The organism is Streptomyces melanogenes (assembly GCF_014649795.1).
GTDB classification, from domain to species: domain Bacteria; phylum Actinomycetota; class Actinomycetes; order Streptomycetales; family Streptomycetaceae; genus Streptomyces; species Streptomyces noboritoensis.
In genome coordinates, this window is sequence record NZ_BMTS01000014.1 from 73,754 (window position 1) to 93,210 (window position 19,457).

The following is a 19,457-nucleotide window of genomic DNA, read 5'->3' on the forward strand; positions in this document are numbered from 1 at the left end:
CGATGAGCACCATTGACATCCTTTCGCCGGCTGGCGACAAGGCCGGGACCGTCGAGCTCCCCGCGGAGATCTTCGACGCGAAGACCAGCGTTCCGCTGATCCACCAGGTCGTCGTCGCTCAGCTCGCGGCTGCCCGCCAGGGCACGCACAAGACCAAGACCCGCGGTGAAGTCCGTGGTGGTGGCAAGAAGCCTTACCGCCAGAAGGGCACCGGCCGCGCCCGTCAGGGTTCGACCCGCGCGCCGCAGTTCGCCGGTGGTGGCGTCGTGCACGGTCCCGTGCCGCGCGACTACTCGCAGCGCACCCCCAAGAAGATGAAGGCCGCCGCCCTGCGCGGTGCCCTCTCCGACCGGGCGCGCCACTCCCGTATCCACGTCGTCACCGGCGTGGTCGACGGTGCGGTGTCCACCAAGGCCGCCAAGACGCTGTTCGGCAAGATCTCGGAGCGCAAGAACCTGCTCCTGGTCGTCGACCGCGCCGACGAGGCCGCGTGGCTGTCCGCCCGCAACCTGCCCCAGGTGCACATCCTGGAGCCGGGCCAGCTGAACACGTACGACGTGATCGTCTCCGACGACGTGGTCTTCACCCAGGCCGCTTTCGAGTCCTTCGTGTCTGGCCCCCAGACCGCTGAGACCGAAGGGAGCGACGCCTGATGTCGGCGACCGTTACCAGCAAGACCTTCACGGACCCGCGCGACCTGCTGATCAAGCCGGTCGTCTCCGAGAAGAGCTACGCGCTGCTGGACGAGAACAAGTACACGTTCATCGTCGCGCCCGGCGCCAACAAGACCCAGATCAAGCAGGCCGTCGAGGCGGTCTTCTCGGTCAAGGTCACCGGGGTCAACACGATCAACCGTCAGGGTAAGCGCAAGCGCACCAAGACCGGTTTCGGCAAGCGTGCCAACACGAAGCGCGCCATCGTGACCCTCGCTGAGGGCGACCGTATCGACATCTTCGGCCAGGCCTCCTAACGGAGCGCCCTGGTCCGAATATCGGACGAGGACTGAGAAATGGGTATCCGCAAGTACAAGCCGACGACTCCGGGCCGTCGTGGCTCCAGCGTCGCCGACTTTGTCGAGATCACGCGGTCCACGCCGGAGAAGTCGCTGGTCCGCCCCCTGCACAGCAAGGGCGGCCGTAACAACACCGGTCGTGTGACCGTCCGCCACCAGGGCGGTGGCCACAAGCGCGCCTACCGAGTGATCGACTTCCGTCGTCACGACAAGGACGGCGTGCCGGCGAAGGTCGCTCACATCGAGTACGACCCCAACCGCACCGCGCGCATCGCGCTCCTGCACTACGCGGACGGCGAGAAGCGCTACATCATCGCCCCCCGTGGCCTGAGCCAGGGCGACCGTGTCGAGAACGGCCCGGCCGCCGACATCAAGCCCGGTAACAACCTGGCGCTTCGCAACATCCCGGTCGGTACCACGATCCACGCGATCGAGCTCCGTCCCGGTGGTGGCGCCAAGTTCGCCCGCTCCGCCGGTGCCTCCGTGCAGCTGCTCGCGAAGGAGGGCACGATGGCCCACCTTCGTATGCCGTCCGGCGAGATCCGGCTGGTCGACGCCCGCTGCCGCGCCACGATCGGCGAGGTCGGCAACGCCGAGCAGTCGAACATCAACTGGGGCAAGGCCGGCCGTATGCGCTGGAAGGGCGTTCGCCCGACCGTCCGCGGTGTCGCGATGAACCCGGTTGACCACCCGCACGGTGGTGGTGAAGGCAAGACTTCCGGTGGTCGCCACCCGGTCTCGCCGTGGGGTCAGAAGGAGGGTCGTACTCGCTCGCCGAAGAAGGCATCGAGCAAGTACATCGTCCGCCGCCGCAAGACGAACAAGAAGCGCTAGGAGCGGGTTTAGATGCCGCGCAGTCTCAAGAAGGGGCCCTTCGTCGACGGACACCTCATCAAGAAGGTGGACGTACAGAACGAGGCAGGCACCAAGAACGTCATCAAGACCTGGTCCCGTCGCTCGATGATCATCCCCAGCATGCTGGGTCACACCATCGCGGTGCACAACGGCAAGACCCACGTCCCGGTGTTCGTCACCGAGTCGATGGTCGGCCACAAGCTCGGCGAGTTCTCGCCGACTCGCACCTTCCGCGGCCACGTCAAGGACGACCGGAAGTCGAAGCGCCGCTAACGCGGGGTGGAACGACTATGACTTACACCGAAGGGACAACCATGGAAGCCAGGGCCCAGGCGCGGTACATCCGCGTCACGCCCATGAAGGCCCGCCGCGTGGTGGACCTCATCCGTGGCATGGATGCCACGGAGGCTCAGGCGGTCCTGCGTTTCGCCCCGCAGGCCGCGAGCGTGCCGGTTGGCAAGGTGCTGGACAGCGCCATCGCCAACGCTGCACACAACTACGACCACACGGACGCCTCTTCGCTGTTCATCAGCGAGGCGTTTGTGGACGAGGGTCCGACCCTGAAGCGGTTCCGTCCGCGTGCTCAGGGCCGTGCCTACCGGATCCGTAAGCGGACCAGCCACATCACCGTGGTCGTCAGCAGCAAGGAAGGAACCCGGTAATGGGCCAGAAGGTTAACCCGCATGGGTTCCGGCTCGGCATCACCACGGACTTCAAGTCCCGCTGGTACGCCGACAAGCTGTACAAGGACTACGTCAAGGAAGACGTCGCCATCCGTCGGATGATGACGTCCGGCATGGAGCGCGCCGGCATCTCGAAGGTTGAGATCGAGCGCACCCGTGACCGCGTGCGGGTGGACATCCACACCGCGCGTCCGGGCATCGTCATCGGCCGCCGTGGCGCCGAGGCCGACCGCATCCGCGGCGACCTCGAGAAGCTCACGGGCAAGCAGGTCCAGCTGAACATCCTCGAGGTCAAGAACCCCGAGATGGACGCTCAGCTGGTCGCGCAGGCCGTTGCCGAGCAGCTCTCCTCCCGCGTCTCCTTCCGTCGCGCCATGCGTAAGAGCATGCAGGGCACGATGAAGGCCGGCGCCAAGGGCATCAAGATCCAGTGCGGTGGCCGTCTCGGCGGCGCCGAGATGTCCCGCTCGGAGTTCTACCGCGAGGGCCGTGTGCCCCTGCACACGCTCCGCGCGAACGTGGACTACGGCTTCTTCGAGGCCAAGACGACCTTCGGCCGCATCGGCGTGAAGGTCTGGATCTACAAGGGCGACGTCAAGAACATCGCCGAGGTCCGCGCCGAGAACGCCGCGGCCCGTGCGGGTAACCGCCCGGCCCGTGGTGGCAACGAGCGTCCGGCCGGCCGTGGTGGCCGTGGCGGCGAGCGTGGCGGTCGCGGCCGCAAGCCGCAGCAGGCTGTTGCTGCCGAGGCCCCCAAGGCCGAGGCCGCTGCCGCCGCTCCGGCTGAGAGCACCGGAACGGAGGCCTGACCGAAATGCTGATCCCCCGTAGGGTCAAGCACCGCAAGCAGCACCACCCCAAGCGCCGCGGTATGGCCAAGGGTGGTACGACGGTTGCGTTCGGCGAGTACGGCATCCAGGCCCTCACGCCGGCGTACGTGACCAACCGCCAGATCGAGGCGGCTCGTATCGCGATGACCCGCCACATCAAGCGTGGCGGCAAGGTCTGGATCAACATCTACCCGGACCGCCCGCTCACGAAGAAGCCTGCCGAGACCCGCATGGGTTCCGGTAAGGGTTCTCCGGAGTGGTGGATCGCGAACGTGCACCCGGGTCGGGTCATGTTCGAGCTGTCCTACCCGAACGAGAAGATTGCTCGTGAGGCGCTCACCCGCGCTGCTCACAAGCTCCCGATGAAGTGCCGCATCGTTCGGCGCGAGGCAGGTGAGGCGTGATGTCGGCCGGAACCAAGGCGTCCGAGCTGCGCGAGCTGGGCAACGAGGAGCTTGTTGCCAAGCTCAGCGAGGCCAAGGAAGAGCTGTTCAACCTCCGCTTCCAGGCGGCGACCGGCCAGCTCGAGAACCACGGTCGGCTCAAGTCCGTCCGTAAGGACATCGCCCGGATCTACACCCTGATGCGCGAGCGCGAGCTGGGCATCGAGACGGTGGAGAGCGCCTGATGAGCGAGAAGAATGTGACTGAGACGAACGAGCGCGGCTTCCGCAAGACCCGTGAGGGCCTCGTCGTCAGCGACAAGATGGACAAGACCGTCGTCGTCGCTGTCGAGGACCGCGTCAAGCACGCGCTGTACGGCAAGGTCATCCGCCGTACGAACAAGCTCAAGGCGCACGACGAGCAGAACGCTGCCGGCGTCGGCGACCGCGTCCTCATCATGGAGACGCGTCCGCTGTCGGCGAGCAAGCGCTGGCGCATCGTCGAGATCCTCGAGAAGGCCAAGTAATTTCCTGAGCTTTTGCTCAGGATCAGTTCCGCCAGGCTCGGTCGGGGCTTGAGAGATCAAGCCCCGGCCGGGAACCGGCAGACGATCAGGAGATAGACGTGATCCAGCAGGAGTCGCGACTGCGTGTCGCCGACAACACTGGTGCCAAGGAGATCCTTTGCATCCGTGTTCTCGGTGGCTCCGGTCGCCGCTACGCGGGCATCGGTGACGTCATTGTCGCCACCGTCAAGGACGCGATCCCCGGTGGCAACGTGAAGAAGGGCGACGTCGTCAAGGCTGTCGTCGTGCGCACCGTCAAGGAGCGTCGTCGTCAGGACGGCTCGTACATCCGCTTCGACGAGAACGCGGCCGTCATCCTCAAGAACGATGGCGACCCCCGCGGCACCCGCATCTTCGGCCCGGTGGGCCGGGAGCTGCGCGAGAAGAAGTTCATGAAGATCATCTCGCTCGCGCCGGAGGTGCTGTAAGCATGAAGATCAAGAAGGGCGACCTGGTTCAGGTCATCACCGGTAAGGACAAGGGCAAGCAGGGCAAGGTCATCGCGGCCTTCCCCCGCGAGGACCGCGTCCTGGTCGAGGGTGTCAACCGGGTCAAGAAGCACACGAAGGCCGGCCAGACCGCTCGCGGTTCGCAGACCGGTGGCATCGTCACGACCGAGGCGCCCATCCACGTCTCCAACGTCCAGCTGGTCGTTGAGAAGGATGGCAACAAGGTCGTCACGCGTGTCGGTTTCCGCTTCGACGAAGAGGGCAACAAGATCCGCGTTGCCAAGCGGACGGGTGAGGACATCTGATGGCTACCACCACGACTCCGCGTCTGAAGACGAAGTACCGCGAGGAGATCGCGGGCAAGCTGCGTGAGGAGTTCTCGTACGAGAACGTCATGCAGATCCCCGGCCTCGTCAAGGTCGTCGTCAACATGGGTGTGGGCGACGCCGCCCGCGACTCCAAGCTGATCGACGGCGCCATCCGCGACCTGACCACGATCACCGGCCAGAAGCCGGCCGTGACGAAGGCCCGGAAGTCCATCGCGCAGTTCAAGCTGCGTGAGGGTCAGCCGATCGGCTGCCACGTCACCCTCCGCGGTGACCGCATGTGGGAGTTCCTGGACCGTACGCTGTCGCTCGCGCTGCCGCGTATCCGTGACTTCCGTGGTCTGTCGCCGAAGCAGTTCGACGGCCGTGGCAACTACACCTTCGGTCTCACGGAGCAGGTCATGTTCCACGAGATCGACCAGGACAAGATCGACCGTACCCGGGGTATGGACATCACCGTGGTCACCACGGCGACCAACGACGAAGAGGGCCGTGCGCTCCTCCGTCACCTCGGCTTCCCGTTCAAGGAGGCGTAAGCGAGATGGCGAAGAAGGCTCTCATCGCGAAGGCTGCCCGTAAGCCCAAGTTCGCTGTGCGCGCGTACACCCGCTGCCAGCGCTGTGGCCGGCCGCACTCCGTGTACCGCAAGTTCGGCCTGTGCCGCGTCTGCCTTCGTGAGATGGCTCACCGTGGCGAGCTGCCGGGCGTGACCAAGAGCTCCTGGTAAACCCCGTAATTTCGGGTTTTTCCGGAGTCTCTCGGTAAGCAAAGGGTGGGCGGAGGCCCTCCCCTCCATGGCTTAGGCTAGGAGGGTTGGGCGTCCGCCGCCCGTACGACTTACTACGCCGTAGGTCCCCGCACCGCACCCGTCCCGCCCATGAGTGGGGAGAGGGATGGCGCATACAGGAAACCCCGGCGAGAGAGGCCGAAGGCCAATTCATGACCATGACTGATCCGATCGCAGACATGCTCACGCGTCTGCGTAACGCGAACTCGGCGTACCACGACTCCGTCGTGATGCCGCACAGCAAGATCAAGTCGCACATCGCGGAGATCCTCCAGCAGGAGGGCTTCATCACCGGCTGGAAGGTCGAGGACGCCGAGGTCGGCAAGAACCTCGTCCTCGACCTGAAGTTCGGGCCGAACCGTGAGCGCTCCATCGCGGGCATCAAGCGGATCTCGAAGCCCGGTCTGCGTGTGTACGCGAAGTCCACCAACCTGCCGAAGGTGCTCGGCGGCCTGGGCGTGGCGATCATCTCCACGTCCCACGGTCTGCTCACCGGCCAGCAGGCGCAGAAGAAGGGCGTGGGTGGGGAAGTCCTCGCCTACGTCTGGTAGTCGGGAACGGAGGAAAAGCTAATGTCGCGAATCGGCAAGCTCCCCATCCAGGTTCCCGCTGGTGTGGACGTCACCATCGACGGCCGCACGGTCACGGTCAAGGGCTCCAAGGGCACCCTGACCCACACCGTTGCCGCGCCGATCGAGATTGTTAAGGGCGAGGACGGCGTTCTGAACGTCACCCGTCCCAACGACGAGCGTCAGAACAAGGCCCTGCACGGCCTGTCCCGCACGCTGGTGGCGAACATGATCACCGGCGTGACCCAGGGATACGTCAAGGCGCTCGAGATCAGCGGTGTCGGTTACCGCGTCCAGGCGAAGGGCTCCAACCTGGAGTTCGCGCTCGGATACAGCCACCCGATCACCATCGAGGCTCCCGAAGGCATCACCTTCAAGGTCGAGTCGCCCACGAAGTTCTCGGTCGAGGGCATCGACAAGCAGAAGGTCGGCGAGGTCGCGGCGAACATCCGCAAGCTGCGGAAGCCCGACCCGTACAAGGCCAAGGGCGTCAAGTACGCCGGCGAGGTCATCCGCCGCAAGGTCGGAAAGGCTGGTAAGTAAGCCATGGCATACGGTGTGAAGATCGCCAAGGGCGACGCTTACAAGCGTGCCGCCAAGGCGCGCCGCCACATCCGCATCCGCAAGCACGTGTCGGGTACGGCGGAGCGTCCGCGCCTCGTCGTGACGCGTTCCAACCGCGGCATCACCGCTCAGGTCATCGACGACATCAAGGGTCACACCCTGGCGTCGGCGTCGAACCTGGACGCTTCGATCCGCGGCGGCGAGGGTGACAAGTCCGCGCAGGCCAAGCAGGTCGGCGCCCTGGTCGCCGAGCGCGCCAAGGCTGCCGGTGTCGAGGCCGTCGTGTTCGACCGTGGTGGCAACAGGTACGCCGGGCGCATTGCCGCTCTGGCTGACGCCGCCCGCGAAGCCGGGCTGAAGTTCTAAGCCCCGGTTCCGGGACTAACGGACGTAACAGAGAGAGGTAATCCAATGGCTGGACCCCAGCGCCGCGGAAGCGGTGCCGGTGGCGGCGAGCGGCGGGACCGGAAGGGCCGTGACGGTGGCGCTGCCGCCGAGAAGACCGCGTACGTTGAGCGCGTTGTCGCGATCAACCGCGTCGCCAAGGTTGTCAAGGGTGGTCGTCGCTTCAGCTTCACCGCGCTCGTCGTGGTGGGTGACGGTGACGGCACCGTAGGTGTCGGTTACGGCAAGGCCAAGGAAGTTCCCGCGGCCATCGCCAAGGGTGTCGAGGAAGCCAAGAAGAACTTCTTCAAGGTTCCCCGCATCCAGGGCACCATCCCGCACCCGATCCAGGGTGAGAAGGCCGCGGGCGTCGTCCTGCTGAAGCCTGCTTCCCCCGGTACCGGTGTTATCGCCGGTGGCCCGGTGCGCGCCGTCCTGGAGTGCGCCGGCGTTCACGACATCCTGTCGAAGTCGCTCGGCTCCGACAACGCGATCAACATCGTGCACGCGACCGTGGCGGCCCTCAAGGGCCTGCAGCGTCCCGAGGAGATCGCGGCCCGCCGCGGTCTGCCCCTCGAGGACGTCGCCCCCGCGGCTCTGCTTCGTGCGCGTGCCGGGGCGGGTGCGTAATGGCCCGCCTCAAGATCACGCAGACGAAGTCGTACATCGGCAGCAAGCAGAACCACCGCGACACCCTGCGTTCGCTCGGGCTCAAGCGCCTGAACGACGTGGTTGTCAAGGAGGACCGTCCCGAGTTCCGCGGCATGGTGCACACCGTCCGCCACCTCGTGACGGTTGAGGAGGTCGACTGACATGGCGGAGAACAAGCCGCTGAAGGCCCACGACCTCCGTCCCGCCCCGGGCGCCAAGACCGCCAAGACCCGTGTGGGTCGTGGTGAGGCGTCGAAGGGTAAGACGGCCGGCCGTGGTACCAAGGGTACGAAGGCCCGTTACCAGGTTCCGGAGCGCTTCGAGGGTGGCCAGATGCCCCTCCACATGCGTCTTCCGAAGCTGAAGGGCTTCAAGAACCCGTTCCGCACCGAGTTCCAGGTCGTGAACCTGGACAAGCTCGGCGCCCTCTACCCCGAGGGTGGCGAAGTCACCGTTGCCGACCTGGTCGCCAAGGGTGCCGTGCGCAAGAACAGCCTCGTCAAGGTCCTGGGCCAGGGCGAGATCTCCGTGGCGCTGCAGGTGACGGTCGACGCCGTCTCCGGCTCCGCCAAGGAGAAGATTGCCGCCGCCGGCGGCACCGTCACCGAGCTCGTCTGAGACAGCCCGTTGGCCTGAACATCCGACCGGGGATGCCCTCTCAAATGGGGCATCCCCGGTTGGTCGTTCCTAGGGGGGCAGGGTCGCCGGTAAGGTGGCGTGCACTGTCTAAGTTTCCGTGCGGTATGCCGTCCGGTTCCTCTGACTCATTCCGTATTCGTCGATCCTCAAGACCGTCACCTCGCACCAAGCGCGGGGGTCGCAGGAGGCACCGTGCTCACCGCGTTCGCCCAGGCGTTCAAGACGCCTGACCTGCGCAAGAAGCTGCTCTTCACGCTCGGCATCATCGTGCTCTACCGGATGGGGACGCACGTCCCGATCCCCGGTGTGAGCTACAAGAACGTTCAGATCTGTGTGGACCAGGCCCAGCAGGGCAACAGCCTCTTCGGCCTGGTGAACATGTTCAGCGGCGGCGCGCTGCTGCAGATCACGATCTTCGCGCTGGGCATCATGCCGTACATCACGGCGAGCATCATCCTGCAGCTGCTGACCGTGGTGATCCCGCGCCTGGAGGCCCTCAAGAAGGAGGGCCAGGCCGGCACGGCCAAGATCACGCAGTACACGCGTTATCTGACCGTGGCGCTGGCGATCCTGCAGGGCACCGGCCTGGTGGCCACCGCCCGCAACGGCGCGCTGTTCAGCGGCTGCCAGGTCGCCACCGAGATCGTGCCGAACCGCTCGATCTTCACCACCATCACGATGGTCATCACCATGACCGCCGGCACCGCCGCCGTCATGTGGCTCGGTGAGCTCATCACCGACCGCGGCATCGGCAACGGCATGTCGATCCTGATGTTCATCTCGATCGCCTCCAGCTTCCCCACCTCGCTGTGGGCCATCAAGAAGCAGGGGCACCTGGCGCAGGGCTGGATCGAGTTCAGCACCGTCATCCTGGTCGGCCTCGTCATGGTCGCCCTGGTGGTCTTCGTCGAACAGGCGCAGCGCCGCATCCCGGTCCAGTACGCGAAGCGCATGATCGGCCGCCGTTCCTACGGCGGTACCTCGACCTACATCCCGCTGAAGGTCAACCAGGCGGGTGTGATTCCCGTCATCTTCGCGTCGTCCCTGCTCTACATCCCGGCGCTGGTCGTGCAGTTCTCCAACTCGACCTCGGGCTGGGCGACCTGGATCAAGGACAACTTCGTCAAGGGCGACCACCCGTACTACATCATCAGCTACTTCCTCCTGATCGTGTTCTTCGCCTTCTTCTATGTGGCGATCTCGTTCAACCCCGAGGAAGTCGCCGACAACATGAAGAAGTATGGTGGCTTCATCCCGGGTATCCGGGCTGGTCGACCTACTGCTGAGTACCTGAGCTACGTGCTCAACCGGATCACCTGGCCGGGGTCGCTGTATCTGGGACTGATCGCGCTCGTGCCGACGATGGCGTTGGTGATCTTCGGGGCCAACCAGAGCTTCCCGCTGGGCGGGACGAGCATCCTCATCATCGTGGGTGTGGGTCTGGAGACCGTGAAGCAGATCGAGAGCCAGCTCCAGCAGCGCAATTACGAAGGGTTCCTCCGCTGATGCGAATCGTCCTCGTCGGGCCGCCCGGTGCCGGCAAGGGAACGCAGGCCGCGTTCCTCGCCAAGAACCTCGGGATCCCGCACATCTCCACGGGCGACCTCTTCCGTGCCAACATCAGCCAGGGCACGGACCTGGGCAAGCAGGCCAAGTCGTACATGGACGCCGGCAACCTGGTGCCGGACGAGGTCACCATCGGGATGGCCAAGGACCGGATGGCGCAGCCGGACGCCGAGGGCGGCTTCCTGCTCGACGGCTTCCCGCGCAACGTGGTGCAGGCCGAGGCGCTCGACGAGGCGCTGAAGGCGGACGGTCTGAAGCTCGACGCCGTCCTGGACCTCGAAGTCCCCGAGGACGAGGTCGTGAAGCGGATCGCCGGCCGGCGCATCTGCCGCACCGACTCCGCCCACGTCTTCCACGTCACCTACAACGCGCCGAAGACCGAGGGTGTCTGCGACATCTGCGGCGGCGAGCTGTACCAGCGCGGTGACGACACCGAGGACACGGTCCGCAAGCGCCTCGAGGTCTACCACAGCGAGACCGAGCCGATCATCGACTTCTACCGGGCCCAGGGCCTGGTCGTCACGATCTCGGCGCTCGGCAAGGTCGACGAGGTCACGGAGCGCGCGATGCACGCCCTGAAGGCCGAGAAGACCGCCTGATCGCGGTACGCAGTTGAACGGCCGCGGTGCCCCTCCCGGGCGCCGCGGCCGCTGCCGTGTCCGGGCCCGGGTGGCCGTATCGTTGACGTAACCCCCGTATCCGTACTGAGAAAGGCGTCAGCCGCCATGGTGGAGATCAAGACCCCCGAGCAGATCGCGAAGATGCGCGAGGCGGGACTGGTCGTCGCCGCCATCCACGCGGCGACCCGCGAGGCGGCGGTGCCCGGCGCCACGACGAAGGACCTGGACGAGGTCGCCCGCAAGGTGATCGCCGAACACGGCGCCAAGTCGAACTTCCTGGGGTACGGCGGCTTCCCCGCCACCATCTGCACCTCGGTCAACGAGGTCGTCGTCCACGGCATCCCGGACGAGAAGACCGTCCTGAAGGACGGCGACGTCATCTCCATCGACGCGGGCGCGATCATCGACGGCTGGCACGGCGACGCGGCCTTCACGGCCTTCGTGGGCTCCGGTCACGCTCCGGAGCTGATCGAGCTCTCCCGGGTCACCGAGGAGTCGATGTGGGCCGGTATCGCGGCGGTGAAGAAGGGCAACCGCCTGGTGGACGTCTCCCGGGCGATCGAGAGCTACATCCGCCGCCAGCCCCGCCCGCCGAAGGGCAAGTACGGGATCATCGAGGAGTACGGCGGCCACGGCATCGGCTCCGAGATGCACATGGACCCGCACCTCCTGAACTACGTGGACAAGCGCCGCCTGCTCGGCCGCCACAACCCGAAGCTGGTCCCCGGCTTCTGCCTGGCCATCGAGCCGATGGTGTCCCTGGGCACGCCCCGCACCGAGGTGCTCGAGGATGACTGGACCGTGATCACCACGGACGGCACCTGGTCCTCGCACTGGGAGCACTCGGTCGCCCTGACCGAGGCGGGCCCGATCGTCCTGACCTCCCCGGACTGCGGCAAGGCGAAGCTGGCGGAGTACGGGGTCACGACGGCGCCCGACCCGCTGGGCTGATCCGGCCCGTGTTGTGCCCCGTGTTGTCCGCTTAACGATCTACTGTTGAGGGCAAACTCCCCTGATTCGTCTTTTCGGGTGCCCTGACGTAGACTGATGCGTCGGCTCTCGTGTACCCGTGTGTCCGCACACGATCGCGGGAGTCGATCAAGGTAGCCGATTCGAAAGGCGAAGCGTGGCCAAGAAGCAAGGTGCCATCGAAATCGAGGGCACCGTGATCGAGTCCCTCCCGAACGCCATGTTCAAGGTGGAGCTCCAGAACGGTCACAAGGTCCTCGCGCACATCAGCGGCAAGATGCGGATGCACTACATCCGTATCCTCCCGGATGACCGGGTCGTGGTGGAGCTCTCTCCGTACGACCTGACGCGTGGCCGGATCGTCTACCGGTACAAGTAGATCTCACGACCCGGAGAACCTGAATCCCATGAAGGTCAAGCCGAGCGTCAAGAAGATCTGCGACAAGTGCAAGGTGATCCGCCGTCACGGCCGGGTCATGGTCATCTGCGACAACCTGCGCCACAAGCAGCGCCAGGGCTGACGCACGCCGACCGACCTGCATTTACGCAGTTCTTCGCGCGACGCACGTAAATACGTACATACGCAGAGCCCGTCGGGCCGTTTTCCACGGTTGACGACACCTCCGGCGGGGGCCGGGGACCCGGACGTACCACCTCTCAGCAGAGACGGTCGGCGGTCGGGAGTGGTTCTGCGGAAGACCCCCGAACACACAGGAGCCATTGAATGGCACGCGTTTCCGGTGTTGACATCCCGCGCGAAAAGCGCGTGGAGATCGCACTCACCTACGTCTTCGGTATCGGCCGCACCCGGTCCAAGGAGATCCTCTCCTCGACCGGTGTGAACCCGAACACCCGCGTTCGTGACCTGGCCGAAGAGGACCTGGTCAAGATCCGCGAGTACGTGGACGCCAACCTCCGCACCGAGGGTGACCTCCGCCGCGAGATCCAGGCCGACATCCGCCGCAAGGTCGAGATCGGCTGCTACCAGGGTCTGCGCCACCGTCGTGGCCTCCCGGTCCACGGTCAGCGCACCAGCACGAACGCTCGTACCCGCAAGGGCCCGCGTCGCGCGATCGCCGGCAAGAAGAAGCCGGGCAAGAAGTAGTCCTCAGCGGACGCTTGACCACACGGTCTTCGCTGTAGGACCGACCACCTCCCGTAGGAGATATAGATGCCCCCCAAGGGTCGTCAGGGCGCTGCCAAGAAGGTGCGCCGCAAGGAAAAGAAGAACGTCGCTCACGGGCACGCCCACATCAAGAGCACGTTCAACAACACGATCGTCTCGATCACGGACCCCTCGGGCAACGTGATCTCCTGGGCGTCCGCCGGCCACGTCGGCTTCAAGGGCTCCCGCAAGTCGACTCCGTTCGCCGCGCAGATGGCCGCCGAGTCGGCCGCCCGCCGCGCGCAGGAGCACGGCATGCGCAAGGTCGACGTCTTCGTCAAGGGTCCGGGCTCCGGCCGCGAGACCGCGATCCGCTCCCTCCAGGCCACCGGCCTCGAGGTCGGCTCGATCCAGGACGTCACCCCGACGCCGCACAACGGCTGCCGTCCGCCCAAGCGCCGCCGCGTCTGACGCACTGCGCTTGACCTGTGGTTTTCGGGCGGTACGGCTCCTCGGGGCCGTGCCGCCCGTACCCTTGCTGTACGTAGTACCCCGAGGGCGTCAAATAGTGGGCGCCCACGACTGAAGGAACACACATGCTTATCGCTCAGCGTCCTTCGCTGACCGAAGAGGTCGTCGACGAGTACCGCTCGCGGTTCGTGATCGAGCCGCTGGAGCCGGGCTTCGGCTACACCCTCGGCAACTCCCTGCGCCGCACCCTCCTGTCCTCGATCCCGGGCGCCGCTGTCACCAGCATCCGGATCGACGGCGTTCTGCACGAGTTCACCACCGTGCCGGGCGTCAAGGAGGACGTGACCGACCTCATCCTCAACATCAAGCAGCTGGTCGTCTCCTCGGAGCACGACGAGCCGGTCGTGATGTACCTGCGCAAGCAGGGCCCCGGTCTGGTCACCGCCGCCGACATCGCGCCCCCGGCCGGTGTCGAGGTGCACAACCCCGACCTGGTCCTCGCCACGCTCAACGGCAAGGGCAAGCTGGAGATGGAGCTGACCGTCGAGCGCGGTCGCGGCTACGTCTCCGCCGTGCAGAACAAGCAGGTGGGCCAGGAGATCGGCCGTATCCCGGTCGACTCCATCTACAGCCCCGTGCTCAAGGTCACGTACAAGGTCGAGGCGACCCGTGTCGAGCAGCGCACCGACTTCGACAAGCTGATCGTCGACGTCGAGACCAAGCAGGCCATGCGCCCGCGCGACGCCATGGCGTCCGCCGGTAAGACCCTGGTCGAGCTGTTCGGTCTGGCGCGCGAGCTCAACATCGACGCCGAGGGCATCGACATGGGCCCGTCCCCCACGGACGCCGCCCTGGCCGCCGACCTGGCGCTGCCGATCGAGGAGCTGGAGCTCACCGTTCGGTCGTACAACTGCCTCAAGCGCGAGGGCATCCACTCCGTGGGTGAGCTCGTCGCCCGCTCCGAGGCCGACCTGCTCGACATCCGCAACTTCGGTGCGAAGTCGATCGACGAGGTCAAGGCGAAGCTGGCCGGTATGGGCCTCGCGCTGAAGGACTCGCCTCCCGGCTTCGACCCGACCGCTGCCGCCGACGCCTTCGGCGCCGACGACGACGCGGACGCCGGTTTCGTCGAGACCGAGCAGTACTGATCGCTCCGCGGGGAGGCTGTACTGCGTCTGCGGACCGGCTGTGGCTGGTCGCGCAGTTCCCCGCGCCCCTTCCAAGCCCCTTCGGGGGCTTGGATCTCCGACTGGCGACCGCCTGCTCGGATACTGACCCCGGTACCTGATACGGCCGGGGCAGACCCCAAGGAGAAACACCATGCCGCGTCCCGCGAAGGGTGCCCGCCTCGGCGGTTCCGCCGCGCACGAGAAGCTGCTCCTCGCCAACCTGGCGAAGTCGCTCTTCGAGCACGGCCGCATCACGACGACCGAGGCCAAGGCCCGCCGCCTGCGTCCGGTCGCCGAGCGCCTGATCACCAAGGCGAAGAAGGGCGACATCCACAACCGTCGCCTGGTGCTGCAGACGATCACCGACAAGGGCATCGTCCACACCCTCTTCACCGAGATCGCGCCGCGCTACTCGGAGCGTCCGGGTGGTTACACCCGTATCACCAAGATCGGCAACCGCCGTGGTGACAACGCGCCGATGGCCGTGATCGAGCTGGTCGAGGGCGAGATCGCCAAGAAGGCGACCGTCGCCGAGGCCGAGGCCGCCGCGAAGCGCGCCGTCAAGGAGGCCGACGAGGCCAAGGCCGTCGAGGCCGAGGTCGAGGACGCCGCTCCGGCGGAGGAGTCGAAGGACGCGTAAGCGTTCCGCAGACCGACGGACGGGTCCGTTCCCTTCGGGGGACGGGCCCGTTCCGTTTTCCCGCCGCTCTGAGAGGATCTGTTACGTGAGTGATGAGGTGGAGCCCGGCCGGGTCCGGGTGCGTCTTGACCTGTCGTACGACGGCAAGGACTTCTCCGGCTGGGCCAAGCAGCCCAGTGGCCGCCGGACGGTCCAGGGCGAGATCGAGGGCGCGCTGCGCACGGTGACGCGGTCGGCCGAGACCTACGACCTGACGGTCGCCGGGCGTACCGACGCGGGCGTGCACGCGCGCGGGCAGGTGGCCCATGTCGACCTGCCCCAGGACGTGTGGGACGAGCACCGCGAGAAGCTGCTGCGGCGGCTCGCCGGGCGGCTGCCGCACGACGTCCGCATCTGGCGGGTCGCGGAGGCCCCCAGTGGCTTCAACGCGCGCTTCGCCGCGATCTGGCGCCGGTACGCGTACCGGGTGACCGACAACCCCGGCGGTGTCGACCCGCTGCTGCGCGGCCATGTGCTGTGGCACGACTGGGAGTTGGACGTCGAGGCGATGAACGCGGCCTCGGCCGCGCTGCTCGGCGAGCACGACTTCGCGGCGTACTGCAAGAAGCGCGAGGGCGCCACCACCATCCGTACGCTCCAGGAGCTGTCCTGGGTGCGCGGCGAGGACGGCATCGTGACCGCGACCGTGCGGGCGGACGCGTTCTGCCACAACATGGTCCGCTCGCTGGTCGGCGCGCTGCTGTACGTCGGTGACGGGCACCGGGGCGTGGAGTGGCCGGGCAAGGTGCTGGCGGCGGCGGTCCGGGACTCGTCGGTGCACGTGGTCAAGCCGCACGGGCTGACCCTGGAGGAAGTCGGCTACCCGGCCGACGAGTTGCTGGCGGCGCGGAGTCGTGAGGCGCGGAACATGAGGACGTTGCCGGGTGCCGCGGGGGCGGATGCCGGGGCTGGTTGCTGCTGAGCCCCGCGCCCCTTACGGGGCGCGCGTCGCCGCCGCCTGCGCCTGGGCCTCGCCCCTGGCGACGATCTGACGGAACGTGAATTCGGCCAGGTCGTCGCCCGCGGCGAACGCGTTCTTGTCGCCCTTGGTGACGCTCTTGCCGTTGGTGTAGCCGCTGATGCTGAAGTACGCGTACCGGCCGTGCGAGTTGGCGAGGTTGCGGCAGACCGCGTGGCCGCCGTCGCAGAAGCCGGGGACGCCTTCGCCCGCGAGCGGGGAGAGGCCGATGCCCGCCTGCTGCTTGGCGCGCTGCGCCTTCGCCTCGGTCTCGAAGGTGGCCACGCCTATGGTCACGGCGACGCCGTCGCGTACATAGGTGGCCCGGATGACCTGGTCGCAGCCGTTGGACGTCAGGGTGGAGCCGAGCGAGCCGCGGGTCGCGGCGGCGCAGTCGGTGGTGCGGGCGGTGGGGCCCTTGGTGTAGGTGCGGTCGCCCATCCTCAGCGTCTTGCCGGGGAAGAGCGTGTCGGCGCTCAGCGGCGCCTTGTCCTTCTTGGCGCTGGATATGAAGTCGTGCGGGTTGGCGGGCGGCGGCGGCGCCACCGACGAGAACGACGGCTGCGGCTCGGCGGTGCCGCTGGGCAGGGTCTGCGCGGACGGCAGCTCGCTCGCGGACTTCCCGGCGGCGCCGTTCTTGGAGTCACCGGTGCTCACGATGGCGGTGGCGACGATGGCCACCACCGCGGCCGTGGCCAGCGCCCCGCCGCCGATCAGCAGCCAGCGCTTCTTGCGGCTGCGCGCCGCCGCCTCGTCGGCGAGCGCCGCCCAGTCGGGTGTGCCGCCGCTGTCCCCCGGGCCCCATGCGGGTCCCCCTTGCCCAAAGCTCATGGCGCGCATCTTAATTCGGTTGTGGTCATGTGCACGGGGTGGGCGACAATCCGCGTATGGGACATGTAGAGGCCGCACACCTGGAGTACTACCTGCCGGACGGGCGGGTCCTGCTCGGCGACGCGTCGTTCCGGGTGGGGGAGGGTGCGGTGGTGGCCCTGGTCGGGGCCAACGGCGCCGGCAAGACGACCCTCCTGCGGATGATCTCCGGCGAGCTCCAGCCGCACGGCGGGACCGTCACCGTGGGCGGCGGGCTCGGTGTGATGCCGCAGTTCGTGGGCTCGGTGCGGGACGAGCGTACGGTCCGTGACCTGCTGGTCTCCGTGTCCCAGCCGAGGATCCGCGACGCCGCGGCCGAGGTGGACCGGGCCGAGCACCTGATCATGACGGTCGACGACGAGGCCGCGCAGATGGCGTACGCGCAGGCGCTGAGCGACTGGGCGGAGGCGCGGGGGTACGAGGCCGAGACGGTCTGGGACATGTGCACGATGGCCGCGCTGGGCGTGCCGTACGAGAAGGCGCAGTTCCGCCAGGTGCGCACGCTCTCCGGCGGCGAGCAGAAGCGGCTGGTCCTGGAGGCGCTGCTGCGCGGCCCGGAGGAGACGCTGCTCCTGGACGAGCCGGACAACTATCTGGACGTGCCGGGCAAGCGCTGGCTGGAGGAGAAGCTGAAGGAGACCCGCAAGACGGTCCTCTTCGTCTCCCACGACCGCGAGCTGCTCTCCCGGGCCGCCGACAAGATCGTGAGCCTGGAGCCGAGCCCGGCGGGCACGGACGTATGGGTGCACGGCGGCGGCTTCGCCACGTACCACGACGCCCGCAAGGAGCGGTTCGCCCGCTTCGAGGAGCTCAAGCGGCGCTGGGACGAGGAGCACGCGCGGCTGAAGGCGCTGGTGCTGCGGCTGCGCAACCAGGCGGCGATCAGCCCCGACATGGCGTCGCGGTACCGGGCGATGCAGACCCGCTTCAAGAAGTTCGAGGAGGCCGGGCCGCCGCCGGAGCCGCCGCGCGAGCAGGAGATCTCGATGCGGCTGCGCGGCGGACGTACCGGCGTGCGTGCCGTGACCTGCGAGAACCTTGAGCTCACGGGGCTCATGAAGCCGTTCTCGCTGGAGATCTTCTACGGGGAGCGGGTGGCGGTCCTCGGGTCGAACGGCTCCGGGAAGTCGCACTTCCTGCGGCTGCTGGCGGGGGATCCGTCGGTGGCGTCCACGGGGACGTGGAAGCTGGGGGCGCGGGTGGTCCCCGGCCACTTCGCGCAGACGCACGCGCACCCTGAGCTGCTCGGCCGCACGCTCGTCGACATCCTGTGGACGGAGCACGCGAAGGACCGGGGCGGGGCGATGTCGGTGCTGCGGCGGTACGAGCTGGAGCGCCAGGGGGACCAGGCCTTCGAGAAGCTCTCCGGCGGGCAGCAGGCCCGCTTCCAGATCCTGCTGCTGGAGCTCGCCGGTACCACGGCGCTGCTCCTGGACGAGCCGACGGACAACCTGGACCTGGAGTCGGCGGAGGCGCTTCAGGAGGGGCTGGAGGCTTACGAGGGCACGGTGCTGGCCGTGACCCACGACCGGTGGTTCGCTCGTTCGTTCGACCGGTATCTGGTGTTCGGGTCGGATGGGGTGGTTCGGGAGACGGCGGAGCCGGTCTGGGACGAGCGGCGGGTCGCTCGGGCGCGGTAGGAGGCCCCACCCCGCCCCTGCTGGGGCACCGTTTTGACCCGCGCGGGGGCCGCAGGTATTCTTCTGGTTTGTTATGCGTACTGGCTTGGTCGTTCTCACGCGAGGGGCCATTACGTAAGTTCTCTGGAGCAGTTACCAGTGGCTCGCATACGGGCAGTGTCCCCGGCGATTGTGAGCCCCAGCTGCATGATCGCTTCAGGGTGCAATGTGTCTGGACCCCATCCACAAGAAGCGAAGGCTACGACCGTGCGTACGTACAGCCCCAAGCCCGGCGACATCACTCGCCAGTGGCACGTCATTGACGCGCAGGACGTCGTCCTGGGCCGTCTGGCGACGACCGCTGCCAACCTCCTCCGGGGCAAGCACAAGCCTGTGTATGCGCCCCACATGGACATGGGTGACTTCGTCATCATCATCAACGCCGACAAGGTCCACCTGTCCGGCAACAAGCGCGAGCAGAAGCTTGCCTACCGCCACTCCGGCTACCCGGGCGGTCTGCGCTCCGTGCGCTACGACGACCTGCTGGCGAACAACCCGGAGAAGGCCGTCGAGAAGGCCATCCGGGGCATGATCCCCAAGAACTCCCTGGGCCGTCAGATGCTCTCGAAGCTGAAGGTCTACTCGGGCGACCAGCACCCCCACGCTGCCCAGCAGCCGGTGCCGTTCGAGATCACCCAGGTCGCGCAGTAGTTCCGGCCACCCCCTAAGACGAA

General features: G+C 67.0%; 32 protein-coding genes. 31 read left to right on the plus strand and 1 reads right to left on the minus strand.

The window, feature by feature from the left end; all coding sequences use genetic code 11:
* Nucleotides 1–2: 2 nt before the first annotated feature.
* From rplD to truA, 29 genes are all read left to right on the plus strand, one after another.
* The gene (gene rplD / locus IE252_RS27895) at nt 3–653 is read left to right on the plus strand and encodes a 50S ribosomal protein L4 (RefSeq protein WP_190092212.1); all 651 of its coding nucleotides are present in this window, start codon (nt 3–5) and stop codon (nt 651–653) included.
* Nucleotides 650–970 (plus strand): 50S ribosomal protein L23, encoded by a 321-nt coding sequence (gene rplW / locus IE252_RS27900; RefSeq protein ID WP_101389599.1) that lies wholly within the window; start codon nt 650–652, stop codon nt 968–970. The genes rplD and rplW overlap by 4 nt, the downstream gene beginning before the upstream one ends.
* Nucleotides 971–1,009: 39 nt before the next feature.
* Nucleotides 1,010–1,846 carry a 50S ribosomal protein L2 gene (gene rplB, locus IE252_RS27905; RefSeq protein WP_101389600.1) on the plus strand — a complete coding sequence of 279 codons (837 nt, stop codon included), beginning with the start codon at nt 1,010–1,012 and terminating at the stop codon, nt 1,844–1,846.
* 12 nt (nt 1,847–1,858) lie between these two features.
* Nucleotides 1,859–2,140, plus strand: coding sequence for a 30S ribosomal protein S19 (rpsS, locus tag IE252_RS27910; RefSeq protein ID WP_067163154.1), 282 nt, complete (start codon nt 1,859–1,861; stop codon nt 2,138–2,140).
* Nucleotides 2,141–2,181: 41 nt separating this feature from the next.
* Nucleotides 2,182–2,529: a 50S ribosomal protein L22 gene (rplV, locus tag IE252_RS27915; protein ID WP_030359020.1), complete on the plus strand. Its 348-nt coding sequence runs from the start codon at nt 2,182–2,184 to the stop codon at nt 2,527–2,529.
* Nucleotides 2,529–3,359, plus strand: coding sequence for a 30S ribosomal protein S3 (rpsC, locus tag IE252_RS27920; protein WP_101389601.1), 831 nt, complete (start codon nt 2,529–2,531; stop codon nt 3,357–3,359). The genes rplV and rpsC overlap by 1 nt, the downstream gene beginning before the upstream one ends.
* A 5-nt stretch (nt 3,360–3,364) precedes the next feature.
* Nucleotides 3,365–3,784: a 50S ribosomal protein L16 gene (gene rplP, locus IE252_RS27925; protein WP_101389602.1), complete on the plus strand. Its 420-nt coding sequence runs from the start codon at nt 3,365–3,367 to the stop codon at nt 3,782–3,784.
* Nucleotides 3,784–4,008 carry a 50S ribosomal protein L29 gene (gene rpmC, locus IE252_RS27930; RefSeq protein WP_067163159.1) on the plus strand — a complete coding sequence of 75 codons (225 nt, stop codon included), beginning with the start codon at nt 3,784–3,786 and terminating at the stop codon, nt 4,006–4,008. The genes rplP and rpmC overlap by 1 nt, the downstream gene beginning before the upstream one ends.
* A complete protein-coding gene (gene rpsQ, locus IE252_RS27935; RefSeq protein ID WP_030026328.1) occupies nt 4,008–4,289 on the plus strand; it encodes a 30S ribosomal protein S17 in 282 nt (93 codons plus the stop codon). Before rpmC ends, rpsQ begins: the two co-directional genes overlap by 1 nt.
* A 98-nt stretch (nt 4,290–4,387) precedes the next feature.
* Nucleotides 4,388–4,756: a 50S ribosomal protein L14 gene (rplN, locus tag IE252_RS27940; protein WP_053727611.1), complete on the plus strand. Its 369-nt coding sequence runs from the start codon at nt 4,388–4,390 to the stop codon at nt 4,754–4,756.
* Between the two features lie 2 nt (nt 4,757–4,758).
* Nucleotides 4,759–5,082, plus strand: a complete 324-nt coding sequence (rplX, locus tag IE252_RS27945) for a 50S ribosomal protein L24 (RefSeq protein ID WP_101389603.1) — start codon at nt 4,759–4,761, stop codon at nt 5,080–5,082.
* A complete protein-coding gene (gene rplE, locus IE252_RS27950) occupies nt 5,082–5,639 on the plus strand; it encodes a 50S ribosomal protein L5 (protein WP_101389604.1) in 558 nt (185 codons plus the stop codon). The genes rplX and rplE overlap by 1 nt, the downstream gene beginning before the upstream one ends.
* A 5-nt stretch (nt 5,640–5,644) precedes the next feature.
* Nucleotides 5,645–5,830 (plus strand): type Z 30S ribosomal protein S14, encoded by a 186-nt coding sequence (locus IE252_RS27955; protein ID WP_004571834.1) that lies wholly within the window; start codon nt 5,645–5,647, stop codon nt 5,828–5,830.
* A 212-nt stretch (nt 5,831–6,042) separates the two neighbouring features.
* Nucleotides 6,043–6,441, plus strand: coding sequence for a 30S ribosomal protein S8 (gene rpsH, locus IE252_RS27960; protein WP_101389605.1), 399 nt, complete (start codon nt 6,043–6,045; stop codon nt 6,439–6,441).
* A 21-nt stretch (nt 6,442–6,462) separates the two neighbouring features.
* Nucleotides 6,463–7,002, plus strand: coding sequence for a 50S ribosomal protein L6 (rplF, locus tag IE252_RS27965; RefSeq protein ID WP_101389606.1), 540 nt, complete (start codon nt 6,463–6,465; stop codon nt 7,000–7,002).
* A 3-nt stretch (nt 7,003–7,005) separates the two neighbouring features.
* The gene (gene rplR / locus IE252_RS27970; RefSeq protein ID WP_101389607.1) at nt 7,006–7,389 is read left to right on the plus strand and encodes a 50S ribosomal protein L18; all 384 of its coding nucleotides are present in this window, start codon (nt 7,006–7,008) and stop codon (nt 7,387–7,389) included.
* 45 nt (nt 7,390–7,434) lie between these two features.
* A complete protein-coding gene (gene rpsE / locus IE252_RS27975; RefSeq protein ID WP_017239585.1) occupies nt 7,435–8,037 on the plus strand; it encodes a 30S ribosomal protein S5 in 603 nt (200 codons plus the stop codon).
* Entirely contained in the window at nt 8,037–8,219 is a 183-nt protein-coding gene (rpmD, locus tag IE252_RS27980) for a 50S ribosomal protein L30 (RefSeq protein WP_005313525.1), read from the plus strand. The genes rpsE and rpmD overlap by 1 nt, the downstream gene beginning before the upstream one ends.
* Nucleotide 8,220: 1 nt before the next feature.
* Entirely contained in the window at nt 8,221–8,676 is a 456-nt protein-coding gene (gene rplO, locus IE252_RS27985) for a 50S ribosomal protein L15 (RefSeq protein ID WP_067163177.1), read from the plus strand.
* Nucleotides 8,677–8,889: 213 nt separating this feature from the next.
* Entirely contained in the window at nt 8,890–10,203 is a 1,314-nt protein-coding gene (gene secY, locus IE252_RS27990) for a preprotein translocase subunit SecY (RefSeq protein WP_190092213.1), read from the plus strand.
* A complete protein-coding gene (locus IE252_RS27995; RefSeq protein ID WP_190092214.1) occupies nt 10,203–10,862 on the plus strand; it encodes an adenylate kinase in 660 nt (219 codons plus the stop codon). Before secY ends, IE252_RS27995 begins: the two co-directional genes overlap by 1 nt.
* 126 nt (nt 10,863–10,988) lie before the next feature.
* A complete protein-coding gene (gene map, locus IE252_RS28000; RefSeq protein ID WP_101389610.1) occupies nt 10,989–11,834 on the plus strand; it encodes a type I methionyl aminopeptidase in 846 nt (281 codons plus the stop codon).
* Between the two features lie 175 nt (nt 11,835–12,009).
* Nucleotides 12,010–12,231, plus strand: a complete 222-nt coding sequence (infA, locus tag IE252_RS28005) for a translation initiation factor IF-1 (RefSeq protein ID WP_003956442.1) — start codon at nt 12,010–12,012, stop codon at nt 12,229–12,231.
* A gap of 28 nt (nt 12,232–12,259) precedes the next feature.
* Nucleotides 12,260–12,373, plus strand: a complete 114-nt coding sequence (gene rpmJ, locus IE252_RS28010; protein WP_003956441.1) for a 50S ribosomal protein L36 — start codon at nt 12,260–12,262, stop codon at nt 12,371–12,373.
* Nucleotides 12,374–12,576: 203 nt separating this feature from the next.
* Nucleotides 12,577–12,957: a 30S ribosomal protein S13 gene (gene rpsM, locus IE252_RS28015; RefSeq protein ID WP_101389611.1), complete on the plus strand. Its 381-nt coding sequence runs from the start codon at nt 12,577–12,579 to the stop codon at nt 12,955–12,957.
* Between the two features lie 66 nt (nt 12,958–13,023).
* On the plus strand, nt 13,024–13,428 hold the full coding sequence (gene rpsK / locus IE252_RS28020) for a 30S ribosomal protein S11 (protein ID WP_003956432.1): 405 nt from the start codon (nt 13,024–13,026) through the stop codon (nt 13,426–13,428).
* A gap of 125 nt (nt 13,429–13,553) precedes the next feature.
* Nucleotides 13,554–14,576 carry a DNA-directed RNA polymerase subunit alpha gene (locus tag IE252_RS28025; protein ID WP_003956430.1) on the plus strand — a complete coding sequence of 341 codons (1,023 nt, stop codon included), beginning with the start codon at nt 13,554–13,556 and terminating at the stop codon, nt 14,574–14,576.
* Between the two features lie 172 nt (nt 14,577–14,748).
* Nucleotides 14,749–15,237, plus strand: coding sequence for a 50S ribosomal protein L17 (gene rplQ / locus IE252_RS28030; protein WP_190092215.1), 489 nt, complete (start codon nt 14,749–14,751; stop codon nt 15,235–15,237).
* 85 nt (nt 15,238–15,322) lie between these two features.
* A complete protein-coding gene (truA, locus tag IE252_RS28035; protein WP_190092216.1) occupies nt 15,323–16,198 on the plus strand; it encodes a tRNA pseudouridine(38-40) synthase TruA in 876 nt (291 codons plus the stop codon).
* Nucleotides 16,199–16,210: 12 nt separating this feature from the next.
* On the opposite strand, the gene IE252_RS28040 is transcribed toward truA, so the two are convergent.
* Nucleotides 16,211–17,065 (minus strand): hypothetical protein, encoded by an 855-nt coding sequence (locus IE252_RS28040; RefSeq protein ID WP_190092217.1) that lies wholly within the window; start codon nt 17,063–17,065, stop codon nt 16,211–16,213.
* A gap of 56 nt (nt 17,066–17,121) precedes the next feature.
* Between IE252_RS28040 and IE252_RS28045 the strand changes: the two genes are divergently transcribed.
* Both IE252_RS28045 and rplM read left to right on the plus strand, forming a co-directional pair.
* Nucleotides 17,122–18,744 (plus strand): ATP-binding cassette domain-containing protein, encoded by a 1,623-nt coding sequence (locus tag IE252_RS28045; RefSeq protein WP_190092218.1) that lies wholly within the window; start codon nt 17,122–17,124, stop codon nt 18,742–18,744.
* 246 nt (nt 18,745–18,990) lie between these two features.
* Nucleotides 18,991–19,434: a 50S ribosomal protein L13 gene (gene rplM, locus IE252_RS28050; RefSeq protein WP_101389615.1), complete on the plus strand. Its 444-nt coding sequence runs from the start codon at nt 18,991–18,993 to the stop codon at nt 19,432–19,434.
* Nucleotides 19,435–19,457 lie beyond the last annotated feature (23 nt).

What these genes read in the sequence shown, in the direction of transcription:
- rplD (WP_190092212.1), top strand. Translation starts at nt 3, where the DNA reads ATGAGCACCATTGACATCCTTTCGCCGGCTGGCGACAAGGCCGGGACC.
- rplB (WP_101389600.1), top strand. Translation starts at nt 1,010, where the DNA reads ATGGGTATCCGCAAGTACAAGCCGACGACTCCGGGCCGTCGTGGCTCC.
- rpsS (WP_067163154.1), top strand. Translation starts at nt 1,859, where the DNA reads ATGCCGCGCAGTCTCAAGAAGGGGCCCTTCGTCGACGGACACCTCATC.
- rplV (WP_030359020.1), top strand. Translation starts at nt 2,182, where the DNA reads ATGGAAGCCAGGGCCCAGGCGCGGTACATCCGCGTCACGCCCATGAAG.
- rpsC (WP_101389601.1), top strand. Translation starts at nt 2,529, where the DNA reads ATGGGCCAGAAGGTTAACCCGCATGGGTTCCGGCTCGGCATCACCACG.
- rplP (WP_101389602.1), top strand. Translation starts at nt 3,365, where the DNA reads ATGCTGATCCCCCGTAGGGTCAAGCACCGCAAGCAGCACCACCCCAAG.
- rpmC (WP_067163159.1), top strand. Translation starts at nt 3,784, where the DNA reads ATGTCGGCCGGAACCAAGGCGTCCGAGCTGCGCGAGCTGGGCAACGAG.
- rpsQ (WP_030026328.1), top strand. Translation starts at nt 4,008, where the DNA reads ATGAGCGAGAAGAATGTGACTGAGACGAACGAGCGCGGCTTCCGCAAG.
- rplX (WP_101389603.1), top strand. Translation starts at nt 4,759, where the DNA reads ATGAAGATCAAGAAGGGCGACCTGGTTCAGGTCATCACCGGTAAGGAC.
- rplE (WP_101389604.1), top strand. Translation starts at nt 5,082, where the DNA reads ATGGCTACCACCACGACTCCGCGTCTGAAGACGAAGTACCGCGAGGAG.
- IE252_RS27955 (WP_004571834.1), top strand. Translation starts at nt 5,645, where the DNA reads ATGGCGAAGAAGGCTCTCATCGCGAAGGCTGCCCGTAAGCCCAAGTTC.
- rpsH (WP_101389605.1), top strand. Translation starts at nt 6,043, where the DNA reads ATGACCATGACTGATCCGATCGCAGACATGCTCACGCGTCTGCGTAAC.
- rplF (WP_101389606.1), top strand. Translation starts at nt 6,463, where the DNA reads ATGTCGCGAATCGGCAAGCTCCCCATCCAGGTTCCCGCTGGTGTGGAC.
- rplR (WP_101389607.1), top strand. Translation starts at nt 7,006, where the DNA reads ATGGCATACGGTGTGAAGATCGCCAAGGGCGACGCTTACAAGCGTGCC.
- rpsE (WP_017239585.1), top strand. Translation starts at nt 7,435, where the DNA reads ATGGCTGGACCCCAGCGCCGCGGAAGCGGTGCCGGTGGCGGCGAGCGG.
- rpmD (WP_005313525.1), top strand. Translation starts at nt 8,037, where the DNA reads ATGGCCCGCCTCAAGATCACGCAGACGAAGTCGTACATCGGCAGCAAG.
- rplO (WP_067163177.1), top strand. Translation starts at nt 8,221, where the DNA reads ATGGCGGAGAACAAGCCGCTGAAGGCCCACGACCTCCGTCCCGCCCCG.
- IE252_RS27995 (WP_190092214.1), top strand. Translation starts at nt 10,203, where the DNA reads ATGCGAATCGTCCTCGTCGGGCCGCCCGGTGCCGGCAAGGGAACGCAG.
- map (WP_101389610.1), top strand. Translation starts at nt 10,989, where the DNA reads ATGGTGGAGATCAAGACCCCCGAGCAGATCGCGAAGATGCGCGAGGCG.
- rpmJ (WP_003956441.1), top strand. Translation starts at nt 12,260, where the DNA reads ATGAAGGTCAAGCCGAGCGTCAAGAAGATCTGCGACAAGTGCAAGGTG.
- rpsM (WP_101389611.1), top strand. Translation starts at nt 12,577, where the DNA reads ATGGCACGCGTTTCCGGTGTTGACATCCCGCGCGAAAAGCGCGTGGAG.
- rpsK (WP_003956432.1), top strand. Translation starts at nt 13,024, where the DNA reads ATGCCCCCCAAGGGTCGTCAGGGCGCTGCCAAGAAGGTGCGCCGCAAG.
- IE252_RS28025 (WP_003956430.1), top strand. Translation starts at nt 13,554, where the DNA reads ATGCTTATCGCTCAGCGTCCTTCGCTGACCGAAGAGGTCGTCGACGAG.
- rplQ (WP_190092215.1), top strand. Translation starts at nt 14,749, where the DNA reads ATGCCGCGTCCCGCGAAGGGTGCCCGCCTCGGCGGTTCCGCCGCGCAC.
- IE252_RS28040 (WP_190092217.1), bottom strand. Translation starts at nt 17,065, where the DNA reads ATGAGCTTTGGGCAAGGGGGACCCGCATGGGGCCCGGGGGACAGCGGC.
- IE252_RS28045 (WP_190092218.1), top strand. Translation starts at nt 17,122, where the DNA reads ATGGGACATGTAGAGGCCGCACACCTGGAGTACTACCTGCCGGACGGG.